We start from the raw sequence: 17,719 nt of genomic DNA, 5'->3' as shown, positions 1-17,719 counted from the left end.
TATTTATTCTTTCACGATTTTATACGATCCTGTTAAATCTCCTACTTTTACTTTTACAATGTAAATTCCGCTTCTTAAACTAGATAAGTTTACAAATGAATTTGCCTGATTAGGTTTAGAAGAAAATACTTTTTGTCCTAATAAATTATATACAGACAGTTCACTTACGTTTTCTTGAGCTGTAAAGTTTAATTCTTGTTTTACAACTGTAGGATACAATGAGAATCCTGCTATCTCCTCATTATCTCTTGTACTTAAAGTAGTAGTAGTAACTTGGAAATTATCTACATAGAAATTATTATCTTCATTACTTGTATCAGAAAAAGCATAGAATGCAAATTTTACGTTTGCTCCGTATCCAGAAAGCATAATTTCACTAGCAGCTTCACCAGTATTACTAATAGTACTTCCAGAATCCCATCGTGTTAACTCAGTCCAGTTTGTTCCTCCGTCTTGAGTTACTAATAAGGCTACATAATCGTCAGATCCAAAAGTAGCAGCTGCTGTTGTTGAAAACTCAGTATAAGCTATATCAAAATTCAGATAGTACGTTGCTCCAGATAAATCGAACGCTGGAGTAATTAAATATTCATCTGTTGTTGTACCAAAAATATTTACTCTAGCTGACTGTCCATTAGGGCTTCCAGCATCATTTCCAAAATCATCTGAAGTAAAAGATGATGATGACCCAGTTGGATTCATAAATGCTCCGGAAGCTTCAGACCATCCATCACCAGGGTATGTTGAAAAATCATTCATGTAATTAGGCACAATCGGAGTAGCGTAATAACCACATAAATCAAAGGTTCCGGTTTGATCATTACCATAATCCCATACTCTAACATAATAAGTATTTCCTGCTGTAAGACCAGAAACTGTCCAAGGCCATCCAGAACTAAATTCAGTACACGATTCTTCAGTTAAAGACCCAACAGTTCCAGAATAAAATGCTCCTGCAACTGAGGTCAACCCAGTTACATTGTTTACATCAAAAGTAATTTCTCCTGTTGAAGGTGCAACAACTGTATACCATAAATCTCCTCTATTTGTTGGTGTTCCATAGCTTCCACAACTAGGAGCTGAGACTCCAGAATCTGTAGTTCCACCATTAGATATGCCTGTAATTCCGTTTGCTCCACATGTCAATCCTGGGTCTAACATTAACGGTATAGCATTAGCTGGCAAGTCATTTGGCGGTGGTGGCAAAGGCTGTGTCCATGTTGTAGAAACCCAATTACTATCTCCATTACCTCCACCACAGTTAGCTTGCACGCGAACTTCATAGGTTTCTCCTGGAATTAACATTGTTAAGCTTTCAGAATTTGTAGTAACTGCAACCATTCCTCCAATTCCTGCTCCTTGTGCAAAACCTACTAATCCAAATTCATAAGTCCAATCAGTTTCAGATCCTCCAGCTGTCCACGAAATACTAGCTTCAGTAGTAGAAGTAGAGGATGCCATTAACCCTGTAGGTGTAGGACAAGCTTGAGTAATCCCATTAAATGTGATGTTTCCTCTGTTTTGTCTTAATGTTCCTGTCTCTGGTGTAGTAGGATCTGAATTCACAGAGTCACTTCTATGATCTAAAGTCATGTCTGCATTTGGTCCATTAGTTGATAATGTATAATCACTACTTGATCCAAAACCAGACTCATTGGCATCTACAGCAATGATTAAATTATCTGTTCCGTTGTACGTAAAAGGCGAGCTAAAAGTAATAGTTAAAACATCTCCAGAAGCTGTGACAGTACCACTTGTTAAAACTTGTGTTAGAGTGGTTACATCCACCCAATCTGAAGTTGAACTAAAACTTGTTTTTGTTGTATGACCAATCCATACATCTACCATATCATCAGCAGATGATATATCTGTTCCAGCATTTAGCGCTATTTCAATTGATGTAATATCTCCACTGGCTCCAATTTCAGAAGCTAAATAAATAGATTGCGAATAAGAAAATCCGTAATATGGATTTATTGGGGGAGAGTTAAACGAACTTCCATCATCTCCAGTCCCAATAGTTACTTGAGAGAAGGAAATAGAAGTCATAAAAAGTAATAATAGTAAAGTAATTTTTTTCATATAATAAATTGATTGATTGTCAACAAATTACATTTTTAAAACCGAAAAAAAAAATTGAACTTAATATTATTTCTTTGGGGCAAAGAAAACAGGCTGCAAATCACTTGATTTGCAGCCTGTTTTTTATTCATTAATATTTCCTTATTCTTCAGTAAATTTATCCATTACTGCATCGCTAACTCCCATGTTAGAGAATCCTCCATCATGGAATAAATTCTGTAAGGTTACTTTCTTTGTTAAGTCTGAGAATAATGAAATGGTATAATCTGCACATTCTAATGCGGTAGCATTTCCTAATGGCGACATTTTTTCTGCATAAGCTAAAAATCCATCAAATCCTTTTACCCCACTTCCAGCAGTAGTTGGTGTTGGAGATTGAGATATTGTATTTACTCTTACTTTGTGATCGCGTCCGAAGAAATAACCAAAACTACGAGCAATACTTTCTAAATAAGCTTTGTTATCGGCCATATCATTATAATCTGGAAAAACACGTTGCGCAGCCATGTATGTTAATGCAACAATACTTCCCCATTCACTCATCGCTTGTTTGTTGTACAATACATTCATCACTTTGTGAAAAGACACTGCAGAAACATCCCATCCTTTGGTCGTGAAATCATACTTAGAATCTGTATAATGACGTCCTTTACGTACATTTACTGACATTCCAATAGAATGCAATACGAAGTCGATTTTTCCTCCTAAAATCTCCATAGATTTTTCGACAAGATTTTCTAAATCTTCCATAGATGTTGCATCAGCAGGAATGATTTCTGAACCTGTTTTAGCTGCTAAATCTTTAATTCCTCCCATTCTCATTGCTATTGGTGCATTCGTTAGCACAAACTCTGCTCCTTCTTCATGAGCTCTTTCAGCCGTTTTCCATGCGATAGAATTTTCGTCTAACGCTCCAAAAATGATTCCTTTTTTTCCTTTTAATAAGTTGTAAGACATACTTAAAATTTTAGTTGATGTTTTAAGAGGACAAATATACTCGATTAATTTAACAATTCTCTAGCATGTGATATTGCGCTATCGGAAATATCTTTTCCACTTAACATCTCCGCAATTTCTACTATACGTTCATCTTCTGTTAATTTTTTTAACTTCGTTATAGTTGTTTCTTTAGTTTCTTCTTTATATACTTTATAATGTTGATTTCCTTTGGCTGCTATTTGAGGTAAGTGAGTAATTGTAATTACTTGCATATTTTCACTCATTTCGTGCATGATTTTAGACATCTTATTGGAGATTTCTCCAGAAACGCCTGTATCAATCTCATCAAAAATAATAGTGGGTAACTGACTATTTTCAGACAATACTTTTTTAATTGCCAACATAATTCTAGATAATTCCCCACCAGAAGCCACTTTCTTTAACTCTCCAAACTGTCCTCCTTTGTTGGCAGCAAATAAGAATGATAATTCATCTTTACCATTCTTATAATAAGTTTCAGATAAATTCACTTTTACTGAAAAGCTAGCTTGAGACATTCCAAGATCAGAAAGAATCGATTCAAGCTCTTTGGTTAATTTAGGAATTACTTTTTTTCTGGTTTCAGAAATTTTTGTTGCTAGTTCGTCTAGTTTCAAGCTTATTGCAGCTAGTTCTTGTTCTTGCTCTTGTATGTTATGCTCTGCATTTTCTACAGTAGCTACTTTCTCAGAAAGATTTTGCTGAATTTCCAACAACTCTTCATTAGACTGAACATAATGCTTCTTTTGGAGGTTATAAATTAATTGCAATCGATCATTGATTTGCTCAGCCTTTTGAGGATTAAAATCAATATTTTCATTTGCATTTTCTAGCTCTACAGTTATATCATCTAATTCAATCTTAGCACTTGTTATTCTAGAAGCTAATTCTTCATACTCTTTAGAATAAGACGCTATTTTATTCAACCTATTTTCTAAAGTGTTAAGTAAGTTTTGAATTCCAATTTGTTCGTCTTGAGTGATCTGTAATGCTTCTGACAAGTTTAACTTTATATCTTCTACATTGTTTATTTTCTCTAACTCTTCTTCTAATTCTGGTTGTTCATCTTTAGTAAGATTGGCGTCAACAAGTTCATTATAGAGATGAAGATTATAATCATACTGTTGATGTGCTTCTCTCTGCTGAATTTGAAGTTTTTCTAACTTTCTTTTGGATTCAGCATACTGCGTTAATCCTCTTTTGTAAGAAGCTAATTTATTTTCGTTTCCAGCTAAGGTGTCTAACAATTGAAATTGAAACTCTTGATCTGAAAGCTGTAATGTTTGATGTTGAGAATGAATATCTATAAGTTTAGATTTCAACTCATTTAATACACTTAATGTTACAGGAGTATCATTAACAAAAGCTCTTGATTTTCCTGAAGGCAAGATTTCTCTTCTAAGGATTGTATTAGGCTCATAATCTAAATCTTGACTCTCAAAAAATTCTTGAAGATGATATTTGCCAATTAGAATTTGAGCTTCTACAACACATTTAGTGTCTAAATCTTTTAATGTAGTGCTATCTGCTCTATTTCCTAAGACCAAACCTAGAGCACCTAATAAGATAGATTTTCCTGCACCAGTTTCACCTGTAATAATAGACATTCCTTCCTGAAAGTCGATATTCAGTTCATTGATAAGAGCGTAATTTTTTATGGATAATGAAGCTAGCAAGTGTCTTGTTTTCTAAAATTAAAATTAATTAATTTTTTGCCACTTACTACTATTATTTGGTGAGATTTTTTGAACCACTACAAGCATTCTTTGTTTGCTTCTGGTATTAGGTCCTTCAGAATATAGATTTACAATTTCATCTGCTTTGGCATCAAAAAACAAACGAATCATCGGATTTCCAATTACTTTATTAAACAATCTATCTAATGTGATAATGTTGTTTTCTATAATTTGTTTCCCTCTTGATTTATTTTCGTTCAGTATATCAAATCCTTTTCTATGGTAATTGTACATCACAGAACGAAATTGTCTCATGTTAGGCGATAATAAATTGTCTATTAATTGAAATCTATTTTGCTTTCCTATTTGATTTGCCCATGCATTTAAACCGCTTTGCTGTGCAAGTAGCATTACATTTTCAGCTTGTTTAAAGTAAGCTTCACCTCCTCTTAATGCAAACGTATCTGCATCCATTCCTAAAATTACATATACGTAAAAGGAAATCATAGATACCAAATTGCTATCGAAATTCGTAGGATTGTAAATCAGTTGATCAAACTCGTTGTATTTGAAATTAAAATCGTTGTCTTTTAAATTTAAAACTGGGGTTTCGTAGGAAGTTTTGTAGACAGGTCTAGTTGATTGAATTTGAATTGTGCCTTCAAACTGATTATTATCTCTTTTGGTAATAATAATATTCATCGCACAGTTGATACGCTCTTGTGGCTTTACATTTTTGTTTGTCCATTTTTTCTGATTCACAAACTCGGTAATAGATCTTTCTAAAGTTCTAAAAACCTGCTTATTTGAACCTGCTACTTGTTCATCATTAATTGTTACTAAACAATTTAGTTCTTGCGATTGAGAAGCAAGTGAAAAAAATAAAACAATAAGAGTAAATAATTTACGCATAAATTCTTTTTACTATTTCATTGAGAATATCATCAGCAACTTCGATTTTAGACTTTAACTCAAAAGGAATTTGAGTTTTATTCTTATCTATAAAGGTAATCTTATTTGTATTAGTTGCAAAACCTGCTCCTTTATCTCTCAACGAATTCAGGACAATTGCATCTAAATTTTTTCTTTCTAATTTACCTACAGCATGCTCTAGTTCATTATTTGTTTCTAGAGCAAAACCTACTAAAAACTGGTTCTCTTTTATAGCCCCTAAAGATGCCAAAATATCTTTTGTGGGTTCTAACGCTATCTCTAACGAACTATCTTTCTTTTTTATTTTCTCGCTCACTACATTTTTTGGTCTGTAGTCTGCCACTGCAGCAGAAAGAATTGCTATATCGGCTTCTGAAAAATATTTATGACTTTCATTATACATTTCTTCAGCTGACGTTACGTCTACTCTGTGAATTAATGAATGAGATATCTTTTCATTACTAGGACCAGAGATTAAAAAAACTTCTGCACCAAGATTAGCTGCTGCATTTGCAATAGCAAATCCCATTTTTCCTGAAGAATGATTCCCAATAAATCGAACCGGGTCAATAGCTTCATATGTTGGACCAGCAGTAATCATAACTTTCTTGCCTTTTAATGGCAATTTCGATAGAATATCATTTTCTATAAATGAAACAATATCTTCAGGTTCAGCCATTCTTCCTTCACCAACCAAGCCACTAGCTAATTCTCCGCTGGTTGCGGGAATCATTACATTACCAAATTCTTGAAGCTTTTCTAAACTTTGCTTTGTTGATGGATGCTTATACATATCCAGGTCCATAGCTGGAGCAAAATAGACAGGGCATTTTGCAGAAAGGTAAGTTGCTAACAATAGATTATCACAAACTCCATTGGTCATTTTAGACAGTGTGTTTGCTGTAGCTGGTGCAATAATCATATAATCTGCCCATAATCCGAGATCAACATGATTATTCCACAATTCATTCTCTTCTTCTTTATCATAAAAAGTAGAGTGAACAGGGTTTTTAGAAAGTGTGGATAAGGTTAAAGGTGTGATAAAATCTTTTGAGGCAGGAGTCATAACAACTTGCACTTCTGCCCCTGATTTTATAAATAAACGAACCAAATTGGCCGTTTTATAAGCGGCAATTCCGGCAGTAACGCCTAAAAGAATTTTTTTACCGCTTAAAATGGACATTATTCTGAATCTGGAGTTCTGTGGTATACTTTACTTTCTAACCACTCTTCAACAGCAATTGCAGTTGGTTTTGGAAGTTTTTCATAAAACTTAGAAACTTCAATTTGTTCTTTATTTTCAAAAACTTCTTCCAAACTATCATTATAAGTAGCAAACTCGTCAAGTTTCTCAATCAATTCCTTTTTTAAATCGGTATTGATTTGAGTAGCTCTTTTTGCAATGATTGAAATTGCCTCATAGATATTATCTGTTGACGCTTCAATCGCATCCTTGTCATACGTTACTGTAGTAACTGCAGCATTGGTTTCTTTATAGTTCATAATTAACTCTTTACTAACTGTTTTTGTTCTTTCTTTATAGTGGCAAGCATTTTATCAGAATCACTTGAAAACTTAGTTTCTGGAAAGTTTCTTTTTAGTTTTTCATAAGCAGCGATTGCATCATTAATTCTTTCTGCTTTCTTTCTATCTGTGCTCACTAAAACTAAATCGTGATATGCTTTTAATCTGTAATATAGTGCTTCTTCTTTTAACTCAGTTCCTAAGTATTCAGAAATTAGGTTGTCAAAAGTTACAATAGCAGCTTTGTAATTTCTAAAGTCTGTTACTGCAGTTCTATAATAGGTTTTTCCTACTTCAAAAATTTTCTTCTCTAATTTATAGCGCAATTCTTTGTAATGTTTATTAGCTTCCTCTATACGAGAAGAATTTGGATAATCATTAATAAACAATTGAAAAGCTAACAGTGCTTTATTGGTATCTGTTTGATCTAAACTAAATCTTGGTGAAGCTAATTTATAGCTATATGCAGATAAAAAAGCTGCTTCTTCTTTTTTAGAACTTCTAGGATAATTCTTAGTAAATCGATCAAAATAGTAACCAGAAAGTGTATAATTTTTCTCATTAAAATTTGATTGAGCTACCATAAATTGAATTCTTTCCATCTGAGGTTTTCCTCTATAGGCAGGCGTTACTTTCTCAAACAAACGAAGTGCTTTAGAGTAGTTTTTTGACTCATATAACTTCACAGCCATTTTATACTGCTCTTGAGTAGTTCCTTTGTTTAATACTTTGTTGTACTCTCCACAAGAATTCAATAGAAGAGTGCTAATAAAAATAAGCGTTAAAATTTTGATTTTTCGCATTCGGCAAAAATAAGGATTTTTAATGGATTACTAAAACGCAATTTTCAATTAAAAATTGCAATGGCAATTAACCACAAAAACTCTTAAAAGCTAGATAAAGAGGTATTAAATGTTTGTTAATTTGGCTCAGGAGGAGCTGCATTGGTAATCAACTGTTTTACATCATTATCAAACAAGTACAATCCACCTTTGTCATCACCAATTAAGTTAATCTTATCAAGAATGTTTCTAGCAAGTGCTTCTTCTTCTATTTGTTCAGAAACATACCATTGCAAGAAATTGTGAGTTGCATAATCTTTGTTCTGTAATGAAATATCTACCAAATCGTTAATTGAAGCAGATACTTTAACCTCATGTTTAAATAGGATTTCAAACATATCTCTAAAAGAACCAAACTCTGTTGGAGGTGCTGCTAAATCAGAAACTTGAGCATGCCCACCTCTTTCATTGATAAACTTAATTAGCTTAAGCATATGTTCTCTTTCTTCATCTGAATGAGCATACATAAAAGTTGCTACTCCTTCAAATCCTTGAGTTTCTGCCCATGAAGCCATTGCTAAATATACCTGAGACGATTCTGCTTCTATGGTTACTTGCTTGTTTAAGGCTTCTTCTATAGTTTTTGATAGCATAATTTCCGAAAATTTTGTTCGTCAAATATCTTAAAAAAAGCCCACATTAAACGAAACGCGAGCTTTGAATTTTAATATTTTTGTTTAGACAAATTAAAAATTGTCGACAAAATCTGCAATTTTGCCTTGCAATTCGTCTGTAGCTTTTACCAAAGGTAATCGAACTTCATCCGATGTAATATTCAATTTGTTTAACACTGCTTTTATTCCAGATGGATTGTTCTCTGAAAATATCAACCCAATCATATCCATTAATTTGTAATGCAATCTGTAAGCTTCTTTGTTTTTTCCTTCTAATCCTAATTTAATTAAGGATGAAAATTCTTTAGGGAATGCTTGTCCTATCACAGATATTACTCCTGAAGCTCCAGCTAAAACAACATTTAATGCCAAATCATCATCGCCAGAAATTATTAAGAAATCGGCTGGTTTGTTTTTTATGAGTTCTAAATACTGTTGTACATTATTTCCAGCTTCTTTTACAGCAATTACATTTTCAAAATTATTGGCTAAACGCAAAGTAGTTGCTGGCTCCATGTTTTTAGAAGTTCTTCCTGGAACATTGTATAAAATGATGGGTTTAGGACTTGCTTGAGCTATTGCTTTGAAATGCTGATACAAACCTTCTTGCGTAGGCTTACTATAATAAGGAGATACTGATAAAATAGCATCAATATGAGATAAGTCTGCAGTTTGTAGTTCGTTAACAACGTCAGCAGTATTGTTTCCTCCTACTCCTAAAACCAATGGTAATCTTTTGTTGTTGGTTTTGGCAATAACCTCAATAATTTCTTTCTTCTCTTCTTTCGTAATTGTAGCACTTTCTCCTGTTGTACCGTTGATGACCAAATAATTGATTCCATTTTCGATATTAAATTTTACCAATCTAACAAGCGCATCAAAATCTACTGATTTATCTTCCTTAAACGGAGTTACCAATGCTACACCTGTTCCTATAAACTTTTGCATAAAAAAGCGATTAAATTTTTTGTAAAATTACTGTTTTCAAAAGAACTTCTAACGTTTAGAGTTGAATTTAAAACTCATTTTTACAAATTCAATTGGTTTGTTAAATTCTAAACGATTAAAGCTTGTTTAATATTTTAAGGTACTTTTTAGTTTCTGCTAAAAAGTTATCTATTTCAGACATTTCTACCGCTACTTCTAAATCAAATAATTGATTGTGAATATTTGCTAAACCTACTTTAAAAGTGGCATTAGAGAGCAATGTAAGATACTGTAAGTAAGTTTTTTTCTTTGGGTAAAAACAAATTAACAAATCCAAAGGTTCGTCTACAAAGCTTTTCAAACTAGTATCTATAATCTCTCCTTTCCAGTCAAAATCTTTTTCAGAAAAGTGCTTATATGATTTCTCTAGATTTTTATCAAACTTTCTGTAATTGTACAATTTAGGATTTCTAACTTCTAAATTTTCAGAAACAATATCTTGTAGATTAAATTGATTAGACAGCTTTTCATCAGATAAGATTCCTACTGAAAAAATCTTTTTATTGCTCCCATTTTTTTTATGAGTTTGCTGTTTGAGCAACTTGGCTATTTTCTTCTGTATAAAATGTTGTCTTAATTTCGCTGAAACCATGTGTCTAAAAAAACAAAAAAGCTATCTTAGTGTCACAAATGTAATTAAAATCATCTGCTCTCAAATGAAAAATTTTATAGCTCTTTTTACTCTTGGGCTTTTATTAGTTTCTTGTAAGAATGAGCCACAAACTCTTACCAAAATTTCTGGAAAAACAACTTTAATAGATTCTCTTATTAATCAAGACAGTCTTATCATTAAGGAATATCTACCTTATAAAGAAAAAATGATTACCGAAGTAAACAAGGTCCTTTCTTATACTACTCAGAATTTGGTTCGTACCGATGGGAGATTACAAAGTAGTTTAGGAAATTTGATAGCTGATTTATCTTTTGAAAAAGCCAATGAACTTTTTGAAAAGCAAACAGGAAAGAAAGTCGACTTTGCCATGTCTAACTATGGAGGAATCAGAGCTGGAATATGGAAAGGAGAAGTTAAAGTGATTCATGCTTTTAACCTGATGCCTTTTGACAATACTATTGTAGTTGTAGAATTAACTGCCGATAAAGTTCGTGAGCTTTTCAAGTATTTTATTACTCAAAATAGAGCGCATCCTTTATCCAAAAATATTCAACTAACAATTTCTAAGAATACTATTGATATCAAAATTAATGAAAAACCTATTGAAGATGGGAAGACATATTTTGTGGCTACTTCTAATTACCTCCAAAAAGGTGGAGATAACATGAACTTTTTTGCTAAGCCTGAAAGCTTATACGACAGTAATTTTTTAGTAAGAGATGCAATTGTTGAGTATTTTAAAAATCAAGACACTTTACGATCAAAACTTGATAATCGTATAATTATCCGTTAATATGAAAAGAAGAGATTTTATTAAACAAACTTCAGCTGGAATTGCCTATGCTGGTTTAGGAGGGCTTACATTAAGTTCTTGTACTTCAGAAACCTCAAAACACATCACAATTCTTCATACTAATGATACTCACAGTCAGGTTGAACCTTTTGAAGCGAATCATCGTAGATATGCAAACAAAGGAGGTGTTGCAAGAAGAGCTGTGATGGTAGAACAGATAAGAAAAGAAAATCCAAATACCTTGCTATTGGATGCAGGTGATATTTTTCAAGGCACTCCTTACTTTAATTATTTTGGCGGTGAACTTGAATTTAAATTGATGAGTATGCTAAAGTACGATGCTGCAACTCTTGGTAATCACGATTTCGACAACTCTATTGAAGGCTTCCACAAACAATTACCTAATGCTAATTTCGATTTTGTTAGTGCCAACTATGATTTTAAGAATACTGTTTTAGATACTCTTGTAAAACCTTATAAAATCTTTATAAAAGAAGGAATTAAAATAGGTGTATTTGGGCTTGGAATCGAATTGAAAGGTTTGGTAAATCCGAGTTTATATAAAGAAACTAAATACTTAGATCCTATAGAGATTGCCCAAGATATTAGTAGAGAATTAAAGGAGGATAAAAATTGCGACCTAATCATTTGTTTGTCACATTTAGGATACAATTACAGAAACTCAGACAAAGTATCTGATTTAAAATTAGCTCAAGCTTCCGAAAATATTGATTTAATTATTGGAGGTCATACTCATACTTTTTTACCAAAACCAACGGTGATTAAAAATAAAAAAGGCGAAAATATGCTGGTAAATCAAGTAGGTGCTTATGGTGTGAATTTAGGGCGAATCGACTTCTTTTTTGATGCTGAAAAAAACAAAACTTCTCGAGAAAAAATCATTCTTGTGTAAGTTCATTTTTTTTCATCGTCTAAATCTGCAAACAACCATTTTAGATATGAAAAAATATATTCCATTGATTTTAAAGTTAGTAGCTGCTATTATTATGCTACAAACTCTATACTTTAAATTTGGAGGAGCGCAAGAAAGTATTGATTTGTTTACTAAAATTGCGGGAGATAATGAAGCATCTATGCGAATCGGAACTGGCGTTATAGAGTTAATTGCTTCTATCCTATTATTTGTTCCTAGAAAAACTTGGTTAGGAGCCTTGCTAGCTGTTGGGACTATGTCTGGAGCTGTTTTTTCACATTTGACTATTTTAGGTATTGAGCATGATAATGATGGTGGAATTTTATTTGCAAGTGCTTTGGTGACTTTAATAGCAAGTGGAATTTTACTATTGATGAATAAACAAGATATTCCTTTGATAGGAAAAAAATAAATCTCACCCGATTTGTTAACTAAATAAGTGCCTAGTGATTAATTCCTAGGCGCTTTTTGTTTTTATAATCATCGCTCTACAAATCAAATATTGAGCAAGGATGTAAGTAATCATAATAGAAATTCCTAAGATTTCAGAAGCCTCATAAAACTTGTTTAATGCGAGAATACTATCTGAAACAATAAAAGTAAAGGCTCCTAAGAACAACCACAAATTTTCTGTAGTTTTCTCCTGAGCATAAACCAAAAGCGTAACGACTCCAAAAACTGAGATTACGATTCCGTAAATAACTACAGGAATAAGTAGGTCTCCTAGATTTGGATAAATTGTATAAAGTAAAGCCGCTAAAATTAGCAAAAAAGGAATAGAATGTGTTACGATTTTAGCAACTGGCACTTCTTGTAAAAACTTTCTCGAAATAACAATATACAAGATATGAGCAAAGAGAAAAGAGGCCAATCCTAGGACAAAAAATTTTTCTGGAAACATTAGTAAGACATCACCCCAAAAACAGAAAAACAGAGCTGAGACATACCAAAAATTAGGCTTTTTTACAGACAATAGATACAGTACCACTAATGATGTTGTTATTAATGGTTTTGCAATCATTTCAATGTCTCTATTACCGTTTAGAATAGCATATATATCTGCAATGCAGACTACTAAAAATAGTAAAGAGGCTAGTGTGGTTTTTGTTGGTTTCATTTATTTTATATTATTTATACTACCGGAACTTTGAGTTCTATGGTAGTTCCTTTATCTATCTCAGAAGCAACATTCAAAGTTGCTTTTAATGTTTTTATTCTTGATTTCATGTTTTTTAAGCCAATTCCTTTGGATTTCTTCGATATATCAAAACCAACACCATCATCTTCAATTGTAACAATTAGAAAATCATTCTTTGCTTTAAAACCTACAGTAACATTTTTTGCTTTGGCATGTTTTAAAATGTTTTGCAAAGACTCTTGAAGAATTCTAAACACATTCATCTCAATAACTCCATCTAGTTCTTTCCATGAAAATCCGTCATCCATTTTTAATTGAAAATTAAACTTTCCTAAAGTACTTTTTTCTTTGAGCAATTGATTAATAGCATTTAAAAAACTTGTTTCTGAGAGAGAAATATCACTACTTAATTGATGAGAAACTTCTCTAATTTCTTTTTCTATGTTGTGTAAGTCTGCTAAATACTTTTGGTATTGACTTTGTGTTTCTGCATTACTATCCAATTCTAAATACCCTAAGCCCATTCTGCTTCCAAACAGTTTACTTAATACTCCATCATGCAATTCTTGAGAAATTCGTTTTCGCTCTGCTTCTTGTCCTTTTAGATTAGCATTGAGTACCTGCATTTCAGATTCGGTTTCTTTTTTTGATAGTTCTAAACTTAAATTCTTTTGACGTAGTTTGTTTTGGTTTAGTAAAAAGCCTAGAAAAATAATCACGGTAATACTACTCAATCCTATAATCCAATTATTTCTTTCTACTTTTTGGCGTTTGATTTCTTCTTGAAAGATTCCTTCTTGTTTTCCTTTTTCGTAGTTTCTGTCTGCATTTATTTTCATCAATTCTTTCTCATGTTTATCTTTATTAAACTTATCATATAATTCCCAAGATTTTTTCTGATAACTGTAAGCATTGTAATCTTTCAATCTATTCATACAATAAGCAATATTCAAATATATAGCAGCTCTAAGTTTATCAAACTTTTCCCCTTTCATTCCATTTAAAGACTCTAAACTTTTAAATAATGTTTCCTTGGATTTTTTATATTGTTTTTTAACATAATAAATATTTGATACAGTAATATATCCAACAACAATTGAATAATTATCTCCTAAGGTTTTTTTTATTTTCAATGACTTTAATGCATAGTCTTTTGCTTGATCATAAAGTGAATCTCTAATATATTGTCCTGCAATATTATTATAAACCAATGATTTTAAGGTTAACGAATTATTAGACAATAAATTAGATTTTAATATTTCATTATAATAATATAATAAACTATCTCTAAATTTCACTTTCATAGTTGAATCGTTTACATTAAGTATGCGACTCTCATTTTCATCTTTAGAATTAAGACTTTCAAATGATTTTTGATAAGCTTTGCCTATTTCAAAATTTAAACTTAAATATTTGTAATTATTCAATAGTAATCTTTTATCAACTTTACTTTTGATAGAATTTTTTTCCCTTAAAATCCCTATAAGTTCATATAAACTTTGTTTAAAATAACTTACAGATTTCTGATATGAATAACTATCATACCAAAGTTTTCCTATTAAAAGATTAATCTTATATAGGTGCTCTTTGTCATTTACATCAATTGCCTTATCTAAGGCACTATGAGCTTCTCTTAACGATTCTACATAGAGTTTAGCTTTATAAAGACTATCAGCTCTTTCGTACATCTTATACAAAGTGGAGTCTTGTTTTTGTTGGAAAATCAATAAAGAAGTTTTAGTATCAAGAGAGTAAGCGCTATAATTACTAAAGAACATTAACGCTATCAAAACAATAAGCGCTCTTATATTGAGTTTCTTTTTCATGTATTATAAGTATAGATTCCCGTTTTCACGGGAATAGAATTAGGTTGGTTGTATATGTATAATCTATAATGAGTTATTTCTCTTTACTCATCTTCCTCTTTAAAAAATTTATTAATGGAGTCACCAATTCTTTTCCTGCCTTTGTTTGTGCTAATATGTTATAAATTTCTAGTGCCTTGGTATATTCTTTTTTCTTTTCATATATCCAAGCTAAATTAATGTAATCATCATAACTAGCAGTATATAATCTCATTACTTTCTCCAAATCCTTTTTAGCAAGGTCATAATTATCATAAGCAAAATTCAACTTAGATCTAAACACTAGAGATTCTCGAATAATAGATGACCTACTATTTAAAGAATCTAAATAGGCTCTGGTTTTTATTTCTCTGAGTTTTAACCTTGTCTCTTCCTTATTTTTATAAAAAAGAGAAATAAATGAATCACATGAAGCCATCATATTCATCATCATTCCTACATTTCCTGTACAATCAAATTCTCTTGCTATTTTTGATATAGAATCAGATGCTATTTTGATATTTCTTTTCTCGTAATCTTCTGAAATAGCTTTCACAATAATATCTTGGGACGCACATTTAGTAATTACCTCTTCCAATGTTCCTTTATTGTCTTGTGTAATACATTCACATAGTTTATCAGAAACAATTTTCTCAAAATTTTGACTAAACCCCAATAATGAGAATAGTAAAAAAATACTTAGTAAAATCTTTTTCATGTATTATAAATTATAGATTCCCGTTTTCACGGGAATGACATTCTAGTTTATCATCTTAATAAAATCATCCTCAGAAATAATAGCAACTCCTAAATCTTCAGCTTTTGTTTTTTTGCTGGGTCCCATATTGTCTCCCGCTACAACATAAGTCGTCTTCTTAGAAATAGACGAACTTACTTTTCCTCCATTATCTTCTATGGCTTTTTTAAGTTCTGTTCTACTCATTTGGTGAAACACTCCAGAAACTACAAAGACTTTGCCTTGCAATTTATCGGTTTGATTCGCCAAATCTTCTTCAGAGACTTGTAGTTGTACTCCGTAAGACTTCAATCTGTCTACCAATAGAATATTGCCTAAGTCGTTCGAGAATTCTATGATGCTTTCTGCAATCTTATCTCCTATTTCATCTACAGAAATTAAAGTCTCAAAATCGGCAGCCATTAAATTGTCAATCGACTTAAAATGCTTGGCCAACTTTTTTGCCACAGTTTCTCCAACAAATCGGATTCCTAAAGCATATAAAACCTTTTCAAACGGAATCTCTTTCGATTTTTCAATTCCTTCAATCATGTTCTGTGCAGATTTCTCTGCCATTCTTTCTAAAGGAATAATTTGTTCTACGCGTAAGTCGTATAAATCGGCGTAGTTCTGAACCAACCCTTCTTTTCTTAGCAACTCAACAGTTTCTCCTCCTAAACCATCTATATCCATGGCTTTTCTGCTGATATAATGTTGAATTCTTCCTGAAACTTGTGGTGCACATCCATAGGTATTCGGACAATAGTGCTTGGCATCACCTTCAGTTCGAATTAGTTCAGTATGGCATTCTGGACAATGAGTTGCGTATTTCGTAGGAATTGAATCTTGTGACCGCTTAGAGAAATCTACCGCAATAATCTTTGGGATGATCTCACCTCCTTTTTCTACAAAAACGGTATCGTTAATTCTAATGTCTAACTTTTCTATTTGATCTGCATTGTGTAACGAAGCTCTCTTTACAACGGTTCCTGCCAATTGTACTGGTTCTAAGTTTGCTACAGGAGTAATTGCGCCAGTTCGTCCAACTTGATAAGTGATTTCATTGAGTTTGGTAATGGCTTGTTCGGCTTTGAATTTATAAGCAATAGCCCAACGTGGTGATTTGGAAGTATATCCTAATTCTTCTTGCTGTTGAAGATTATTCACTTTGATTACAACTCCGTCAGTTTCGTAAGGCAAATCATGTCGCTTTGTATCCCAGTCGTTGACAAAATTCAATACCTCATCAATGGTTTTGGCTTCTATAATGGTTGCAGGAACTTTAAATCCTACTTTTCTCGCTCCTGATAGGCTTTGGTAATGTGATGCATATTTTCGTTCATCTGTAACCACTTGATATAGCAAACAATCTAAAGGTCGTTTTGCTACTTCAGCACTATCTTGTAATTTTAAGCTTCCACTAGCGGTATTTCTGGGATTTCTATATTCTTCTTCTCCATTGGCAACACGTTCTTCATTCATTTTTTTGAAACCATCCAACGGCAAAATAATCTCACCTCTCATTTCAAAATTGGAAACGAAGTCCTCTCTTATAACTAATGGAATAGATTTAATTGTCTTGATATTGGTTGTTACATCATCTCCTTGAAAACCATCACCGCGAGTTACTGCTTTCACAAATTTTCCATCTTCATAGGTGAGATTAATTGAAGCTCCATCATATTTCAACTCGCAAGTATATTCGATTTGATTAGTTCCTAATATTTTTTGAATACGCTTTTCCCAATCCAACAAGTCTTCTTTGGAATAGGAATTGTCTAAAGAATACATTCTGTTCTTATGCGTAAAGGTTTCAAAGTTCTTAGTAATTTCTCCTCCAACTCTTTGCGTTGGCGAATTGGAATCAAAGAACTCAGGATGATCCGTTTCTAATTTCTCTAACTCCTTAAGTTTTAAATCAAACTCTAAATCAGAAATAGTGGCATTGTCAAGAACGTAGTAATTGTAATTGTGTTGACGTAATTCTTCTCGTAAAGATTCGATTCTTTCTTTAACGCTCATGTA

At 32.2% G+C, this 17,719-nt stretch carries 17 protein-coding genes; 3 read left to right on the top strand and 14 right to left on the bottom strand.

What is annotated here, in order from left to right; genetic code table 11:
- Positions 1-3 precede the first annotated feature (3 nt).
- The 10 genes from AAON49_RS11775 to AAON49_RS11730 form a co-directional block, all read right to left on the bottom strand.
- A complete protein-coding gene (locus AAON49_RS11775) occupies positions 4-2,082 on the bottom strand; it encodes a T9SS type A sorting domain-containing protein (RefSeq protein WP_349554819.1) in 2,079 nt (692 codons plus the stop codon).
- A 141-nt stretch (positions 2,083-2,223) separates the two neighbouring features.
- Positions 2,224-3,039: an enoyl-ACP reductase FabI gene (locus tag AAON49_RS11770; protein ID WP_349554817.1), complete on the bottom strand. Its 816-nt coding sequence runs from the start codon at positions 3,037-3,039 to the stop codon at positions 2,224-2,226.
- Between the two features lie 44 nt (positions 3,040-3,083).
- Positions 3,084-4,736 (bottom strand): DNA repair protein RecN, encoded by a 1,653-nt coding sequence (gene recN / locus AAON49_RS11765; RefSeq protein WP_349554816.1) that lies wholly within the window; start codon positions 4,734-4,736, stop codon positions 3,084-3,086.
- Between the two features lie 24 nt (positions 4,737-4,760).
- The gene (gene porD / locus AAON49_RS11760) at positions 4,761-5,648 is read right to left on the bottom strand and encodes a type IX secretion system protein PorD (RefSeq protein ID WP_349554814.1); all 888 of its coding nucleotides are present in this window, start codon (positions 5,646-5,648) and stop codon (positions 4,761-4,763) included.
- Positions 5,641-6,852 (bottom strand): bifunctional phosphopantothenoylcysteine decarboxylase/phosphopantothenate--cysteine ligase CoaBC, encoded by a 1,212-nt coding sequence (gene coaBC / locus AAON49_RS11755; RefSeq protein ID WP_349554813.1) that lies wholly within the window; start codon positions 6,850-6,852, stop codon positions 5,641-5,643. Before coaBC ends, porD begins: the two co-directional genes overlap by 8 nt.
- Positions 6,852-7,172: a DNA-directed RNA polymerase subunit omega gene (locus AAON49_RS11750; protein WP_349554812.1), complete on the bottom strand. Its 321-nt coding sequence runs from the start codon at positions 7,170-7,172 to the stop codon at positions 6,852-6,854. The genes coaBC and AAON49_RS11750 overlap by 1 nt, the downstream gene beginning before the upstream one ends.
- A gap of 2 nt (positions 7,173-7,174) precedes the next feature.
- The gene (locus AAON49_RS11745; RefSeq protein WP_349554810.1) at positions 7,175-7,996 is read right to left on the bottom strand and encodes an outer membrane protein assembly factor BamD; all 822 of its coding nucleotides are present in this window, start codon (positions 7,994-7,996) and stop codon (positions 7,175-7,177) included.
- A 116-nt stretch (positions 7,997-8,112) separates the two neighbouring features.
- On the bottom strand, positions 8,113-8,628 hold the full coding sequence (locus tag AAON49_RS11740; protein WP_349554808.1) for a ferritin: 516 nt from the start codon (positions 8,626-8,628) through the stop codon (positions 8,113-8,115).
- 93 nt (positions 8,629-8,721) lie between these two features.
- Positions 8,722-9,597, bottom strand: coding sequence for a 4-hydroxy-tetrahydrodipicolinate synthase (dapA, locus tag AAON49_RS11735; protein WP_349554806.1), 876 nt, complete (start codon positions 9,595-9,597; stop codon positions 8,722-8,724).
- Between the two features lie 115 nt (positions 9,598-9,712).
- Positions 9,713-10,228, bottom strand: coding sequence for a DUF6913 domain-containing protein (locus AAON49_RS11730; protein WP_349554805.1), 516 nt, complete (start codon positions 10,226-10,228; stop codon positions 9,713-9,715).
- Positions 10,229-10,292: 64 nt separating this feature from the next.
- On the opposite strand from AAON49_RS11730, the gene AAON49_RS11725 reads away from it, so the two are divergent.
- From AAON49_RS11725 to AAON49_RS11715, 3 genes are read left to right on the top strand one after another with little or no spacing between them, the layout of a single operon-like run.
- Complete coding sequence (locus AAON49_RS11725) at positions 10,293-11,042, top strand: 5'-nucleotidase C-terminal domain-containing protein (RefSeq protein WP_349554803.1); 750 nt, start codon at positions 10,293-10,295, stop codon at positions 11,040-11,042.
- A gap of 1 nt (position 11,043) precedes the next feature.
- Positions 11,044-11,955 (top strand): bifunctional metallophosphatase/5'-nucleotidase, encoded by a 912-nt coding sequence (locus AAON49_RS11720; protein WP_349554801.1) that lies wholly within the window; start codon positions 11,044-11,046, stop codon positions 11,953-11,955.
- A 46-nt stretch (positions 11,956-12,001) separates the two neighbouring features.
- Positions 12,002-12,388, top strand: a complete 387-nt coding sequence (locus AAON49_RS11715) for a DoxX family protein (RefSeq protein ID WP_349554800.1) — start codon at positions 12,002-12,004, stop codon at positions 12,386-12,388.
- A 45-nt stretch (positions 12,389-12,433) separates the two neighbouring features.
- On the opposite strand, the gene AAON49_RS11710 is transcribed toward AAON49_RS11715, so the two are convergent.
- From AAON49_RS11710 to ligA, 4 genes are all read right to left on the bottom strand, one after another.
- Positions 12,434-13,093 (bottom strand): lysoplasmalogenase, encoded by a 660-nt coding sequence (locus AAON49_RS11710; protein WP_349554799.1) that lies wholly within the window; start codon positions 13,091-13,093, stop codon positions 12,434-12,436.
- Positions 13,094-13,107: 14 nt separating this feature from the next.
- Positions 13,108-14,940 (bottom strand): sensor histidine kinase, encoded by a 1,833-nt coding sequence (locus AAON49_RS11705; protein WP_349554798.1) that lies wholly within the window; start codon positions 14,938-14,940, stop codon positions 13,108-13,110.
- A 73-nt stretch (positions 14,941-15,013) separates the two neighbouring features.
- Complete coding sequence (locus AAON49_RS11700) at positions 15,014-15,676, bottom strand: tetratricopeptide repeat protein (protein ID WP_349554797.1); 663 nt, start codon at positions 15,674-15,676, stop codon at positions 15,014-15,016.
- A 42-nt stretch (positions 15,677-15,718) separates the two neighbouring features.
- Positions 15,719-17,716, bottom strand: coding sequence for an NAD-dependent DNA ligase LigA (gene ligA / locus AAON49_RS11695; protein WP_349554796.1), 1,998 nt, complete (start codon positions 17,714-17,716; stop codon positions 15,719-15,721).
- Between the last annotated feature and the right edge of the window lie 3 nt (positions 17,717-17,719).

The sequence above is a fragment of the Pseudotenacibaculum sp. MALMAid0570 genome (genome assembly GCF_040151415.1).
Taxonomy (GTDB): domain Bacteria; phylum Bacteroidota; class Bacteroidia; order Flavobacteriales; family Flavobacteriaceae; genus Polaribacter.
This window is presented reverse-complemented; position numbering and strand designations above follow the sequence as displayed.

Bases quoted from the DNA above. Each gene is read 5' to 3' on its own strand.
- AAON49_RS11750 (WP_349554812.1), bottom strand. From the start codon at position 7,172: ATGAACTATAAAGAAACCAATGCTGCAGTTACTACAGTAACGTATGAC.
- AAON49_RS11775 (WP_349554819.1), bottom strand. From the start codon at position 2,082: ATGAAAAAAATTACTTTACTATTATTACTTTTTATGACTTCTATTTCC.
- AAON49_RS11730 (WP_349554805.1), bottom strand. From the start codon at position 10,228: ATGGTTTCAGCGAAATTAAGACAACATTTTATACAGAAGAAAATAGCC.
- AAON49_RS11725 (WP_349554803.1), top strand. From the start codon at position 10,293: ATGAAAAATTTTATAGCTCTTTTTACTCTTGGGCTTTTATTAGTTTCT.
- porD (WP_349554814.1), bottom strand. From the start codon at position 5,648: ATGCGTAAATTATTTACTCTTATTGTTTTATTTTTTTCACTTGCTTCT.
- AAON49_RS11770 (WP_349554817.1), bottom strand. From the start codon at position 3,039: ATGTCTTACAACTTATTAAAAGGAAAAAAAGGAATCATTTTTGGAGCG.
- ligA (WP_349554796.1), bottom strand. From the start codon at position 17,716: ATGAGCGTTAAAGAAAGAATCGAATCTTTACGAGAAGAATTACGTCAA.
- AAON49_RS11720 (WP_349554801.1), top strand. From the start codon at position 11,044: ATGAAAAGAAGAGATTTTATTAAACAAACTTCAGCTGGAATTGCCTAT.
- AAON49_RS11715 (WP_349554800.1), top strand. From the start codon at position 12,002: ATGAAAAAATATATTCCATTGATTTTAAAGTTAGTAGCTGCTATTATT.
- AAON49_RS11710 (WP_349554799.1), bottom strand. From the start codon at position 13,093: ATGAAACCAACAAAAACCACACTAGCCTCTTTACTATTTTTAGTAGTC.
- AAON49_RS11745 (WP_349554810.1), bottom strand. From the start codon at position 7,996: ATGCGAAAAATCAAAATTTTAACGCTTATTTTTATTAGCACTCTTCTA.
- AAON49_RS11705 (WP_349554798.1), bottom strand. From the start codon at position 14,940: ATGAAAAAGAAACTCAATATAAGAGCGCTTATTGTTTTGATAGCGTTA.
- dapA (WP_349554806.1), bottom strand. From the start codon at position 9,597: ATGCAAAAGTTTATAGGAACAGGTGTAGCATTGGTAACTCCGTTTAAG.
- coaBC (WP_349554813.1), bottom strand. From the start codon at position 6,852: ATGTCCATTTTAAGCGGTAAAAAAATTCTTTTAGGCGTTACTGCCGGA.
- AAON49_RS11700 (WP_349554797.1), bottom strand. From the start codon at position 15,676: ATGAAAAAGATTTTACTAAGTATTTTTTTACTATTCTCATTATTGGGG.
- AAON49_RS11740 (WP_349554808.1), bottom strand. From the start codon at position 8,628: ATGCTATCAAAAACTATAGAAGAAGCCTTAAACAAGCAAGTAACCATA.